This window comes from Segatella copri (assembly GCF_026015625.1).
GTDB lineage: Bacteria > Bacteroidota > Bacteroidia > Bacteroidales > Bacteroidaceae > Prevotella > Prevotella copri_H.
The window spans coordinates 3,191,216-3,205,085 of record NZ_JAPDVG010000001.1 but is presented as its reverse complement, the minus strand read 5'-3'; the positions used below and the strand labels follow the sequence as shown (position 1 = coordinate 3,205,085).

10 protein-coding genes and 2 tRNA genes are annotated in these 13,870 nt (G+C 45.3%); 2 read left to right on the top strand and 10 right to left on the bottom strand.

Translation table 11 applies throughout. The annotated features are described in order from the left end of the window. Nucleotides 1-14: 14 nt before the first annotated feature. The 5 genes from ONT19_RS13285 to ONT19_RS13265 form a co-directional block, all read right to left on the bottom strand. On the bottom strand, nucleotides 15-2,981 hold the full coding sequence (locus ONT19_RS13285) for a SusC/RagA family TonB-linked outer membrane protein (protein ID WP_264952163.1): 2,967 nt from the start codon (nucleotides 2,979-2,981) through the stop codon (nucleotides 15-17). Nucleotides 2,982-3,175: 194 nt separating this feature from the next. After that, complete coding sequence (locus ONT19_RS13280; RefSeq protein WP_233339070.1) at nucleotides 3,176-4,747, bottom strand: pectate lyase family protein; 1,572 nt, start codon at nucleotides 4,745-4,747, stop codon at nucleotides 3,176-3,178. A 108-nt stretch (nucleotides 4,748-4,855) separates the two neighbouring features. Continuing rightward, complete coding sequence (locus ONT19_RS13275) at nucleotides 4,856-7,192, bottom strand: pectate lyase (protein WP_233339071.1); 2,337 nt, start codon at nucleotides 7,190-7,192, stop codon at nucleotides 4,856-4,858. A gap of 18 nt (nucleotides 7,193-7,210) precedes the next feature. Further along, on the bottom strand, nucleotides 7,211-7,567 hold the full coding sequence (locus ONT19_RS13270; RefSeq protein ID WP_233339072.1) for a subtilase: 357 nt from the start codon (nucleotides 7,565-7,567) through the stop codon (nucleotides 7,211-7,213). Nucleotides 7,568-7,766: 199 nt separating this feature from the next. Beyond that, a tRNA-Phe gene (locus tag ONT19_RS13265) sits at nucleotides 7,767-7,839 on the bottom strand. Nucleotides 7,840-7,994: 155 nt separating this feature from the next. Here ONT19_RS13265 and ONT19_RS13260 point away from each other — a divergent pair. Both ONT19_RS13260 and ONT19_RS13255 read left to right on the top strand, forming a co-directional pair. Continuing rightward, nucleotides 7,995-8,070, top strand: a tRNA-Pro gene (locus ONT19_RS13260). A gap of 122 nt (nucleotides 8,071-8,192) precedes the next feature. Next, a complete protein-coding gene (locus tag ONT19_RS13255; protein ID WP_259301761.1) occupies nucleotides 8,193-9,035 on the top strand; it encodes a helix-hairpin-helix domain-containing protein in 843 nt (280 codons plus the stop codon). Nucleotides 9,036-9,071: 36 nt separating this feature from the next. Here the strand turns inward: ONT19_RS13255 and ONT19_RS13250 are convergent, their stop codons facing one another. From ONT19_RS13250 to prfB, 5 genes are all read right to left on the bottom strand, one after another. Beyond that, entirely contained in the window at nucleotides 9,072-10,427 is a 1,356-nt protein-coding gene (locus ONT19_RS13250) for a sodium-dependent transporter (protein ID WP_264952162.1), read from the bottom strand. Nucleotides 10,428-10,521: 94 nt separating this feature from the next. Continuing rightward, nucleotides 10,522-11,886: a sodium-dependent transporter gene (locus tag ONT19_RS13245; protein ID WP_117692993.1), complete on the bottom strand. Its 1,365-nt coding sequence runs from the start codon at nucleotides 11,884-11,886 to the stop codon at nucleotides 10,522-10,524. A gap of 166 nt (nucleotides 11,887-12,052) precedes the next feature. Continuing rightward, nucleotides 12,053-12,553, bottom strand: coding sequence for a CYTH domain-containing protein (locus ONT19_RS13240; RefSeq protein WP_264952161.1), 501 nt, complete (start codon nucleotides 12,551-12,553; stop codon nucleotides 12,053-12,055). Between the two features lie 4 nt (nucleotides 12,554-12,557). After that, the gene (locus tag ONT19_RS13235) at nucleotides 12,558-12,707 is read right to left on the bottom strand and encodes a hypothetical protein (RefSeq protein ID WP_264952160.1); all 150 of its coding nucleotides are present in this window, start codon (nucleotides 12,705-12,707) and stop codon (nucleotides 12,558-12,560) included. A 21-nt stretch (nucleotides 12,708-12,728) separates the two neighbouring features. Beyond that, nucleotides 12,729-13,856, bottom strand: a complete 1,128-nt coding sequence (prfB, locus tag ONT19_RS13230) for a peptide chain release factor 2 (RefSeq protein ID WP_117586931.1) — start codon at nucleotides 13,854-13,856, stop codon at nucleotides 12,729-12,731. Nucleotides 13,857-13,870 lie beyond the last annotated feature (14 nt).

The window sequence follows — 13,870 nt, the reverse complement described above, 5'->3', positions numbered from 1 at the left end:
ATCTGTTTTGATTGTTAGAACTGAAGTCCGAGGCTTACTGAGTAAGTGCGAGGACGTGGATAGAATGAGTTGTCCATTCCGTTTGGCACCTCAGGATCTGTACCTGAGTAACCGGTGATGGTGAATACATTCTGTACCATCGCAGATACGGTGAGCGAAGCCCACTTGTTGATCTTACCTACATTGTAACTCAAACTCAGGTTGTCGAGTTTCAGGAACGAAGCATTCTCTACGTAGTAATCAGAGAGATACTGACGGGTCTTGAAACCTGTCTTCAGGAAGCTGGTATTGAGGTTGTTGAGTTGTGAGTTGTTGTAGCTTACGGTCTCAAAAGCACCTGTACTCATACCCATGCCGTTGTATACATAGTTGTCGATGTTGGCACGGAAACTCATACCGAGTGTCAGCTGCTTGTATCTCAAAGATGTACTCAAGCCCATGATGTACTTAGGGGCTGGAGAATGATAGCGGTAGAGATCTGACTCATTGATTTCGCCATCATTGTTCAAATCGGCATAAGCACCCTCGATAGGCTTGCCTGTCTTTGAGTCGTAGAGCTGATGATACACATAGAACATGTATGGCTCATATCCCTCAGAGAGTACCTGGAACTGGTAAGCATCGATAGATGGACCTACCTTCACGTTGGTCTGGCTTCCACCCTTTATCAATGAAAGGTTCTTCACCTTCATGTTCTGCCAGGTAAAGTTATAGCTCAGGTTCCACTCCCAGTCCTTGGTCTGGATAGGGGTTGCATTCAGAGAAACCTCAATACCCTTGCTGTCCACATTACCTACGTTGGTAAGGATAGTCTTTGAGAAGTTGGTACCTGCTGCTGTTGGTACTGATGCCAACAGGTCCTTGGTCTTACGGGTATAGAAATCGATGGCACCACCGATACGGCCATCCAGGAATCCGAAATCGAGACCGAAGTTCCAGGAGGTTGTAGTCTCCCACTTCAAGTCTGATACGTATGCCTCAGGACGGTAAGTATTGATATACTGTCCGTTGATGAATGCTTCGGCACCTGTCACGCTGTAGGTATAAACCGGCAGATAGTTGTAGTTGCCGATACCTTCCTGCTGACCGGTAACACCATAGCTGGCACGGAGTTTCAAGTTAGAAAGTACCTTCTGGTTCTTCAACCAAGGCTCTTCTGTCAAAGTCCAGCCCAAAGCAACAGATGGGAAAGTACCCCAACGGGTATCCTTAGAGAAACGGGAAGATGCGTCTCGACGAACGGTAGCCGTCAGGAGATACTTTCCATCGAATGAATAGTTGATACGTCCGTAATATGACAACATTACATGACGGTAATCTGAAGCCTTTACGGTTGACAGGTTTGTGCCTGCCGCACTTTTGGTATAATAAAGAGGTGTAGTACTCTTCCAGTACTGGTAGTCGTAACCGGCTGTCAGATCTACATTACTCTTGATATCTTCGAAATACTTTGCATAGTTGGCATAGAGGGTAAGCAAGCGGTTCTCGTTCTTCTGAGGACCATACTTGTAATCGCTACCGCCCAAAGACTCATCCTTGTTGTAGCTCTGTGCTGCGTAGACAGGAACATAAACGGTTCCGTCGCCCTTGGCATAGTCAGCACCCACGGTAGCATGGAGCTTGAGGTCTGGCAGGAAGTGAACCTTGTAATCTACATCCATAGAACCGATGAAGCGGCTTACCTTACTCTTTGAATCATACAGATCAACCAGACCGCGAGGGTTTCTTACACCGGCATTCACTGGATAGCCATCAGCATCGAGTGCCTCATTATAGCCACCATATTTGTCGTTGCCGGAATAAACCGGGATGGTTGGGTTGAATGTGGCAGCTGCCCATACAGCGCCACCATTATTGAATGAGTTGTTATTAAGCGTTCCCTTGGCGTTGATGGTCAACTTCAGGTGATCCTGGAAGAAGCTAGGAGTCAATACAACGTTACCTGTCCAGCGCTCTACATTGTCCTTGCGAACCAGACCGCTCTGGTTGTAATAGCCTACAGACACTCGGAATGGCAACCACTTGTCGATGCTGCCGCTCACGCTGAGGTTATTATCTGTACCGAAGGCTGTGCGGTAAACCTCATCGTTCCAATCGGTATTGGCTGTACCGAGCAATGACTTTTGGTTATCTGTACCAAACTGGTTGATGACATTCACGAATTCATCACGGCTCAGCATATCTACCATCTGCGCACGGGTCTGCAAACTGTTGGTGGTATTGAAGTTCACCTTTACAGCACCCTGCTGTCCCTTCTTGGTGGTAATGATGATGACACCGTTAGATGCACGGGAACCATAGATGGCTGTAGAAGAAGCATCCTTCAATACAGTCATGCTCTCGATATCAGAAGGGTTGATCATGCTGAGGAAGTTGCTGCTGTTACCCGAAATACCCCCCTGCTCCAATGGCACACCATCGAGCACGATAAGAGGGTCGTTACTGGCATTAAGAGATGCACCACCACGCACACGGATGGTACTGCCGGCAGAGGCAGAACCACTGTTGGACATAATCTGTACACCCGAAACCTTACCGTTGATCAACTGTTCTGGAGAAGAAACGAGACCTTTATTAAAGTCCTTCGATTTCACGGTAGCTACGGAACCTGTCAGGTCACTCTTTCTTGCCGTACCATATCCGATGACCACGACATCAGCCAGCGCCTTGCTGTCGGATTCGAGTTTCACCTTCATATTGTCTGAGATAGAAAGTACCTTATCAATATAACCGATATAAGATACCTTGATCTTCTTGGCTGAAGAAGATACCTGAAGACTGAAGTTACCGTCAAAATCAGTAACTGTACCGCCCTTTTCGCCTTCCACCATGACAGTGGCGCCAATCAGAGCCTCACCATTCTGCGCATCAGTCACCTCACCTTTGATGGTTCTTGTCTGCGCCATGAGTTGCAGACATCCGATGACGAACAATGCCACGAGAAGCAAACTTCTCTTTGCTAAATTCTGGATTGCTTTCATTGTTTTACTTTTAGGTTGCGTTTACGTTTAAATGAGTTTGCGTTTAAAATTGTTTTCAGTTGCAAAAGTAGAGAAAAAAGAAGAAAACAGCAGATAGATTTAAGACAAAAATAAAGAAAAAACGGACAAAAGCAAATCTTTATCTAGCTTTTGTCCGTTTTTTCATTAAAGAGGCAGGAATCTTTATCGGATTCTCACCTGATAATTACCTTCTTCACGCTTACATGTCCATCAAGGCTCACCTTCCTGACGATATTGATTCCCTTCTGAGGTGCAGAAAGACGGGAACCAGCCAAATCATAATACTCGATGCGAGAGGAGCCGGTTTCTGCTAACATGTCGGTATGGGAAATACCGGTTGTAGCACCTGTCATTTCCTTTCCTTCTGCATCGTAGGTCTTAGCTGTGCTGTAATTCTTGATGGCATGATCGAATTCAGACACATCCACCATAGGAATTGCAGAGGTATAAGCCTTCCAGATTTCTACCTTACCTGCGCCAGAATACTTCTCGCAGATGGCAGGAACATCTACCGTCTTGTCGAGATAATGCTGGGTGTAAGAGGATGTGGTTTGAGTAGGAACCCAATCTGTCTTGGTTACAGGAAAAGACTTGCTAATCTTAGCGCCATCAATATTGGCATAACCTTCCATCAAGTTGTTACAGCCCTTGTAGATACAATCATAGCCTTCAGCCTTAGAGATATTCAAGCTACCACCTCTATCTGAGCGGATAGGCGACTTCGTATCTTCGAAATAGCAACCTTCTTCGTATGCCACAGCTCCTGTACGGATATCCCAACCATCCTCGCAACCACGCATATAGTTATTATAATAATGTACATGACCACCACGCTGGAGAGGAAGACGGGAGCCTTCTATCTGATCAAAGAAATTATGATGGAAAGAGATGGTGCGACAGTTCTCATAAACATCTGAATCACCCTTACCCCACAAGCAGCTCTTGTCATGGTCGTGGAAATAGTTATAGCTGAATGTCATCCACTGCACATTGTTCTTGCAGTCGAGCAAACCATCATAGCGGTCTTTATTGGCTGCACCACCATTGAAGAATTCACAATGGTCTATCCAGATATGTCCACCCCAGTCGGTCTTGGCACTCACCTTATCTGCCTGGATTCCGATGCAGTCAGGGTCGCCCACTTCTACCTGTGCTCCATTACGCCAAGCCACAATCTTATTCTCACCTGTTCTGAGCACAGGAACGCCCTTCATGGTGAAACGGCAGTTACGGATAATAATGTTATCAACCGACTGCATCACGAAGGTGATATGAGAAAAGAGAGGAGCCTCACCTGTTGTTGGGTTCACCACGCCAATCAAAGTCTTGTTAGGAGCAACCATAATGCGCTCGCCATAGACAGACTCTACGCCAGACTTACCACTCTGGTCGTCAAGCAAACGACCGGTACTCAGATCATCCACATAGCACTTGATGCCTGTAGTAATATCATGATCTACGATAACAATGTATGGGTCTGCTGCCTGGAGATAGGCCTGCAATTGAGAGAAGTTGTCAGCCTTCACCACCTTACCACCGGCACCACCGGTAGTTCCTCCGACACGATACCAGTTGGTACCAGGAGTACCTTCATAGGCAGCGAAGCCATCCAAAGAGAAGTCACGACCATCCTGGGTCTGTGCATTTGCCATCATAGAGAAGCTACAAAGCAAAGCAGAAGCCAAGAGAGTTTTACGACAAACAGCCTTAAGCTGTGCAGAAAAAGTAGAGTTTGTTTGTTTCATTTTAGATAAGATTAGTTTTTGTTTCTAAAAAAGGGCTGTCCTCTTCAAGAAAAGACAGCCCTTGAAATTATTGTATACATCCTTCCCTCATCGGGCAAAACACATTCATTATTCTGTTACAGGTACAAGTTTGATGAGATATAAAGACTTAGAACCAGAACCAGCCTTGGCTATAGAATGATCACCTACCTCAAGAGTTACAGTAACAACGCCCTTGGTTGTATCACCAGTAACATCAGCACCATCAATCTTTAATTTTGCCTTTGTATCACCAGTATAACAAGTCATCTGCATTTTTGCTGTTGTCTTAAAAGATACTGTACCTGCAGAAGATTCTAATTTGAGGTAATCATTATAAGTATTTCCATCTACAGTTACCCCAGTTGTACTATTTTTAAAGTTTCCCGCTACAGTAAAGCTACTATTAGAAGCCTTACCTCCAGCAAATGAGCAAGTTACTGTACCCTCGATAGGAGTTACTGTGCTGCCACCTTCTGAACCACCAGTAGAGCCGCCAGTGCTACCACCTTCGCCAGAACCACCAGTCTCACCACCAGTGCTTCCACCTTCAGTAGAACCACCTTCGCCTGTTGCATTGCTCTCACCGAACACTTTAACAACACCAGAAGTATAAGCGTCAAGAATGCTTGCCAAAGCAGGCCATGGCTGCTGGTGACCATTTGTTACGACTGTTTCATCAGGAATAGCGAAATCAATATCGCCATGATTCAAACGACCTGCACCATAGAAGCCTTCTACGATAGAAGGAACATCTTCTGCCTTATCTGCAGCGTATGCATACATGAGGCTTGAGTTGGTATCGAAATTGTTGTAAGAAGTACCACCTACCAAAGTCTTTACGCTTGCAGGAACCTGCTCACTTGGATCAGAAACCTCGTAAGCATCAAAGCTTGTATTGTTTTCTGCGTATGGGATATAGCTGAAGTTATCAGGCTTGTTGGTAAATACATTGCCGTATGCCTTAATCAAACCACCTTTCTCACCAGAGAAAGTACCATCACCCTTGGCATCAGTACCCTGCAAAGAGCTCATGATAGGACGCTTAACAGCATCAAAGTAGTTTGACTCCATGAATATACTTGAACCACTGGTTGCACCAATACCATAAACATCACAATGCTGATAGTAGTTGTTGTACATGTGAACACTCATGGTACGAACGCGAGCCATACGAGAGTCTGAATGGTCGAACCAGTTGTGATGATAAGTAATCCAGTTTTCACCAGTTTCACTCTTCATACCACACATAGAAGCCTTACCATTATCCCAGAAGCGGTTGTAAGCTACAGTAACATACTTAGAATCGCCCTTGATGTCTACAGTACCGTCACCCTTAGCCTGGTCGGCAGCACTACCCTTCTTGCCATAGAAGAGATCCATATTGTGAATCCATACATGAGAGTTTTTAGTATCAAGAGACATGGCATCATCCAGGCAACGCATGATAGCAAAGTTACGGAACTCTACACTCTCAGCCTCTCTAAGCAAGAAGCCGAAGCCATATACGGTAGCATCATCACCGACACCTTCGAATGTCATATTCATCATAGCTCCCTTAATCTGCAATCCTTCAGCAGAACTTGAAATGTGATCCAAATCAGAAAGATTTACCTTACCGATGATACGGAAGGCGATTGGGGTTTTATCCTTACCTTTTGAATAAGCATCAATAATAGACTGAAGACCTGTAATCGTCTCAAGCTTACCCGTATTAACTGTTGTAGAAACAGTCTTGGCCGTCTTGGCTGTAATATACAGAACCTTAGCACCAGCCTTCAAAGTACCATCATTATTATAAGCACCTACACCAGCATACTTGAAATGAGCAAAGCCCTCACGGTTGTAGCTCTTTACTACCAAGTTAGAAGCTGTATTGGCACCAGTAATCTCTTTACCGTCAGCATTTACAGGAACAACCTTTACAGAATAAGTACCTTCCTTCAAACCGAGAACATCGGCACGATAGTAAGAAGCATACTGACGAATCAACTGAGCATCAATCTTCTTGTCATCTACATATACATTATAAGAAGAAGCGCCCTCGAATGGAGCCCACTTCAAGTAGGCAGACTCCTGCCAGCCCTTTGCCTCAGTAATCTGAATCACACCTGCAGGATTTTCAATATCACCACTTTCGCCCTGCTCTACTTTCTTTGCGAAACTGATTTTCTGAACAGAAGCATCATACTCATCATTCTCTGAACCTGATTTAGGTGCAATGATTGCCTTGTCACCTTCGAACTTCACACTTGTCAAGTCTGCAGTATTATAATACTTCACATCACCCGACTTGGTGGTAACATACATCTGGTTCACCTTGCTGTTACGAGCCACGGCATGGGTAATCTTAAATGTCCCTGTCTGAGCCACAGCTGCACTCAAGCTCATCAGGAGGAGTGCCAAAGTAAATACCATTTTCTTCATTGTTCAATCCTCCTTATTTTATTTGATGATTACTTTCTTACCATTAATAATATAAACACCCTTAGATAAACCCTTAGGGGATTTACCTACACACTGGCCCTGAAGGTTATAAACCTTACCTTGCAATGCCTGCTTAATGCCTTCTACCTGACTGATGCCGGTAGTTTGATAAGTGAAAGAAAGGGTTACGAGCGACATATCTGCCTGATCAGATGTATTATCTGAATACTGAAGAACGACATTGTCGCCATCGAAGGTAATCTCTGTGACAGTCTTGTCTATGACTTGACCATCAATCTTAACCGTCTGTTTGCTGCCGGCAAATACTGCCGTAGACAACATTCCAGCCAAGAATAACAAATAAGCTTTTTTCATTTTAATGAATGTTTGTTAGATTTATTTTTTGGTTTGTTTTTGAATTTTACAATGCAAAAGTAGTGAAAAAATAGCTATTATAAAACATCCTGGCGCATTTTTCATACGCAAACGTTTTCATAAGTGTAAAATGGAGTATTATAAAAAAGGCATAAAAAAAGACTGAATCCTGTTACGAAGATTCAGTCTCATAAAGAAGTGGTACCACCAGGAATCGAACCGGGGACACAAGGATTTTCAGTCCTTTGCTCTACCAACTGAGCTATGGCACCAACTTTTACAAATCGCGATTTATCATTTGCGGGTGCAAAGGTAATACTTTTTTCTGGTTCCTGCAAATTTTTCGGGAAATTTCTTTCAAAAAAAGATAAAAAAGTCTATTTTTGTTGGTGTTGTCCATTATTTAATGTACCTTTGCAGCAGATATCGGGATTTAGCGCAGTTGGTAGCGCACGTCGTTCGGGACGATGAGGTCGCTGGTTCGAGTCCAGTAATCCCGACCAAACAATCATATAGACTTAAAATCCGTAAGCCTATGAAGTTTATAAAGGATTTTTTTTATATCAATTACCATGAACGGCGAGCATTACTCGTAATCCTGACCCTGCTCGTTGTCAGTACCACAATGATTTTCATTGTAGGTTCTAAAGAAACTATGCCCTCAGAAAAGCAACAAGCCCATAACGATAGTATCATCAGGCATGCCACACGGCAACAGCCAGGCTATTATGACGAAGGACTTCAGTCGAGCGAAGTATTCGCCTTTGACCCCAATACGGCAAGCCAATCTGATTTCCAACGGCTGGGACTGGAATCATGGCAAGCCAGAAACATCATCAAATATCGAAATAAAGGAGGTATCTTCAGGACACCTAGAGACTTTGCACGGGTTTACGGACTAACCAAGAAGCAATTCGAAAAACTGCTACCCTTTATCAGAATTGGTAAAGACTACCAGCCGGCTGCCAACTTTTACCCAAGAGAAAGATACAACTACGGCTATCAAGAGACAGCTATAAGAACTAGAGATGAAAGGAAGAAAGATACTACCCAATACAATTATCCACGGAAACTGAAAGAAGGTCAGTATATCAACATCAATTCTGCTGATACGACCGAACTGCAGAAAATTCCCGGCATAGGCTCTTACTATGCCAGAAGCATCATCCGTTACAGAGAGCGGTTAGGCGGTTTCGTTTCCATGAGCCAGATACAAGAAGTGGAAGGCGTGCCCGAGACAGCCCTCCACTATATGAATATTGATGCAAAACATATCCGGAAAATGAATGTCAACCAGCTCAGTTTAGCCGAACTGCGCAAACATCCTTACCTGGACTTTTACCAGGCAAAGGAAATCGTAAACTACCGCAGAACCCATGGTCCGCTGAAAAGTGCTGAAGAGCTGCGTCTCCTCAAAGACTTTCCACCTGCCGAAATAGAAAGAATCAAGCCGTATCTTGCCTACTAGGGGCAAGATAGCCTGTCTGCAAGTTTGCCGGTTTTGCTAAATGACACCAAACTGGTGCAGGAAGATAAGGAAAATACAGATTGGACAGATAAAACGGATGGTGAACAGGAAAACAGGGAAGAGAGTTCCCTTCAGGATTCCCCAGTTGGTAAACTCATCACGCACAATCTTCTTTGGCACATACCATCCCAGGAACAGACAGGTGATGAATGAACTCAACGGCATGAGCAGCTGGGCAGTAAAGTTGTCACAATTGCTCAGGAAATCCTTGCCGAAGAAACCCAAATCAGGTACGGCACCCTGAGAGAGCGAACAGAATACAGCTATGATGCTGCAAACGATGGTCTCGAACCAGGCTCCCTTGGCACGGCTTATCTTACCCTCCTCATAAATAAAGGCGGTACCTATCTCGTGCATCGAGATGGTAGAAGTCAGGGCTGCCAATACAAGCAAAGCATAGAACAACACCGAAATCACATAACCGACAACCGGCATGTTACCGAAAGCCTGCTGAAATACGTTTGGCAAGGTAATGAAGATGAGCGAAGGACCGCTGTCTGGCTGCACACCTACCGAGAAGGCTGCAGGGAAGATCATCAAACCTGCCAATACGGCGATTACCGTATCAATGGTCACAATCTGAGTAGCCGACTTCAAGAGATTGGTCTGTCTGTTAAAGTAAGAGGCATAAGTACACAGACATGCCGTACCCATACTCAAAGAGAAGAACGCCTGTCCCAGCGCTTCGAGCAACACGTTTTCATCTACCTTAGAGAAATCCGGCTTCAGCAGGAACTCCACTCCCTTCATCGCTCCAGGCAGAGAGCAGGAAGCTATCACAATCACAATCAACAGGAAGAAGAGCATAGGCATCAGAATCTTGGATGCTTTCTCTATACCATTGCGCACACCGCGTACTACCACCATGTGGGTAAGCAGGATAAAGCCTACAGCCCATAAGGTAGGACGGATAGGATCGGCTGAAAAGGTCTGGAAATAGGTCTTCACATACGCTGCGTCGCCATGAACACCGCCCATGATACTGGCATAGAGATACTGCAGGCACCAGCCAGCCACTACGGCATAGAAACCCAGGATAATCATAGAAGTGATGATACCCATCAAGCCCAAAGCACCCCAAGCCTTATGCTTACCCAGATTGGTATAAGCACGGGCTGCATTAGAAGCGGAATGACGACCGATGATGAATTCGCTCATCATGCCAGGCAATCCGAGTAGGATGATACATACCAAATAGATGAGAATGAAGGCGGCGCCACCATTCTGACCTGCCATATAAGGGAAACGCCACACATTACCCAAACCGACTGCCGAGCCGGCTGTGGCAAGAATAACGCCCAACTTACTACCAAAATTTCCTCTTGTTTCCATTATCTAAATCTTTAATGTGTAGTGTTTGTTGTTTTCCGACGAAACGGCAGATGCTACACCTTATTATATATAGTTATATCCGATTACAAATGCTTTATCCGAAGACACCAAACTGGTTCAGGAATACCAGGAAGATGAGGACAGGACAAACGAACTTAATCAGGAAAAGATAAATACCGAAGAGACGGCCCTTCAAGGTTCCCCAGTTAGTAAACTCATCCTGTACGATCTGCTTAGGTACATACCAGCCCAGGAACAGGCAGGTAAGGAATCCTCCCAGAGGAAGGAATATCTGACCCGTAACGAAGTCGAACCAATCGAACAGCGCCTTTCCGAAGAACGAAAGCTTATCTGTTGCACCCAAAGAGAGCGAACAGAAGGCTCCGATGATGGCACAGGAAACCGTAACGATGGTAGCACCCTTCTTGCGGTCTATCTTCAGCTCCTCGTAGAAGAAAGAGGTATTCACCTCATGAAGTGACATCAGCGAGGTCAAGGCAGCTACCGACAGCAATACGTAGAAAAGCAGCGAGATGATCCATCCCAATACAGGTAACGATGCAAACGCCTGATTAAAGACATTCGGCAAAGTGATAAAGATGAGCGAAGGACCACTATCCGGTGATACTCCTACAGAGAAGGCTGCAGGGAAAATCATCAGACCAGCCAATACTGCTACCAGCAAATCGATGATGGAAATCTGCAAAGCACTCTTGAAGAGATTGGTCTGACGGCTGAAGTAAGAGGCATAGGTACAGATACAGCCCATACCGATACTCATAGAATAGAACGACTGACCCAAGGCATTCAGGAACACGTTTCTGTCTACCTTTCCGAAATCAGGCTTCAACAGGAACTCCACGCCCTTACCTGCATCCGGCAACAGACAAGCTGCTACCACAATGATCAAAAGCAGGATGAACAGGAGAGGCATCATCACCTTAGAAGCCTTCTCTATACCGCCGCGCACACCATGAATAATCACGAAATGACAAATCAGGAATATCGCTACCGTCCACATAACCGGACGCACAGGATCAGAAGAAAACTCCTTGAAGTAATTCGCCACAAAGGTAGGGTCACCATGCAGTTCGCCCATGATGCTGGCATAGACATACTGCAGACACCAGCCCGAAACCACCGCATAATAGCCCGTAATCAGGAAACCGGTAAGCACCTCAAGATAGCCTACCCACTTCCAAGCCGTACCATTAGAGAGTTTGGTATAGGCACGTGCGGTATTTGAGGCACCATGACGGCCGATGATAAACTCAGAAATCATACATGGAATGCCCAACAGGAGCACACTTCCGATGTATACCAGAATAAAGGCTGCGCCACCTTCCTGACCAGCCATATAAGGGAAGCGCCATACGTTACCCAAACCTACGGCGCCACCTGCTGTAGCAAGAATCAATCCAATCTTGCTACCAAAACTTCCTCTATTTGAATCTGTCATTTCTATCTTTCTATTACTAATTTCTTATTTTTTAATTTTTCTTCGTGCAAAATTATAAAATAATTCTGAAATATATGAATTATTTGAAAGCAAAAACACAAATTTAGTAATATTTATGCTATTTCGTCCGTTTTAGAACGCAGAAATGACCTTTTCTATACATTTTCTAGCGATATTCAGCCGGCAAGGTATCACGCCACTTCGAGAAAGGATTGCCCAAGAGATGCGAATTGTAGAATCTCTTGTCGCCTGTTACCTCCATGCCGATGAAATCAGGTTTCTCATAGGCTTCGGTCTCGCTAGCCAACTCCACCTCTGCCATAACCAGACCTTCATTATCGCCATAGAACTCATCTACCTCGAAGGTATGACTGCCACTTTTCACCAGATAGCGACGCTTATCGATGACGCCACCCTGACAAAATTGCAGAAGATGCTGCGCCTCGTCCATCGTTATCTCCTTTTCAAACTCATAGCGGGTCATGCCGCCATTTACCGACTTGCCCTTAATGGTAAGGTAAGCCTTCTCATCCCGTGTGCGAACCCGCACCGTAGCCCCCTCGGCAGGAATATATCCCTGCTGGATATGACTAGAAGAAAAGGCGGCGCTTTTATAAGCGTCGCCCTTCTTAACGAGGAATTTTCTTTCTATCTCTAATCCACTCATAGTCTTATGCTAATGATGCTGCATAGATGGCAAAAAGAATACCAAGGACAATCAATCCTATAAATATCCACTTGATTACTTTCTCGCCTTTTGCAGCCTGTTTCTTCTGATAAGCCTCATGTTTGGCTCTTCTTAAGTCTTTATTTCCACTCATAGTCGTATATTTTTTAGATTATTATTGTTGTTCGTCATCATTCGTAGGGAACTCCATCAGGTATGCCTTGATGAAATCATCTATCTTGCCGTCCATCACGCCATCTACATCCGATGTCTGATAGTTGGTACGGTGGTCTTTCACACGACGGTCGTCGAAGACATAACTTCTAATCTGGCTTCCCCACTCTATCTTCTTCTTACCTGCCTCTATCTTAGCCTTAGCCTCCAGACGCTTCTTCATGGCGCGGTCGTAGAGTTGGCTCTTCAAGAGCAACAATGCCTTGGCACGGTTCTTTGGCTGGTCACGGGTCTCGGTGTTCTCGATGAGGATTTCTTCTTCCTCACCGGTATCAGGGTCGGTATACCAATAACGCAGACGGACACCCGACTCCACCTTATTCACATTCTGACCACCGGCACCACTCGAACGGAAGGTATCCCAGGAGAGCTTGGCTGGGTCAACATATACCTCGATGGTATCATCTACCAGCGGAGTTACGAAGACACTGGCGAAACTGGTCATTCGCTTGCCCTGGGCATTGAAAGGAGAAACACGCACCAGTCGGTGCACACCATTCTCGCTCTTCAGATAGCCATAAGCGTACTCACCGCCCTCAATGGTCATGGTGACGCTCTTGATACCAGCCTCATCACCTTCCTGCATATCGGTGATGGTTACCTTGTAGCCATGCGCCTCAGCCCAGCGCATATACATACGCATCAGCATCTGTGCCCAGTCCTGGCTTTCCGTACCACCGGCACCGGAATTAATCTTGAGCACGCAGTCCATCGGGTCTTCCTTCTGGCGAAGCATGTTCTTCAACTCCAGGTCTTCGATGGCTTTGATGGCCTTGGCATAATCGGCATCCACCTCTTCCTCGGTCACCATTTCATCTTTATAGAAATCGAAGGCAAGCTGCAGTTCATCGGCATAAAGACGTACGGTCTTATAACCGTCGAGCCATTTCTGGATGCCCTTCACCTTCTTCATCTGCTCCTGTGCATACTTCGGGTCTTCCCAGAAGTCAGGAGCCTGAGTGCGGAGCTGCTCCTCTTCGAATTCTACTTTCTTCTGGTCTATATTGAGATAGCGATGCAGAGCGTCAGCTCTGTCCATCACATCCTTCAATTGGTCAGCTGTAATCATTAACTCTTAACTAT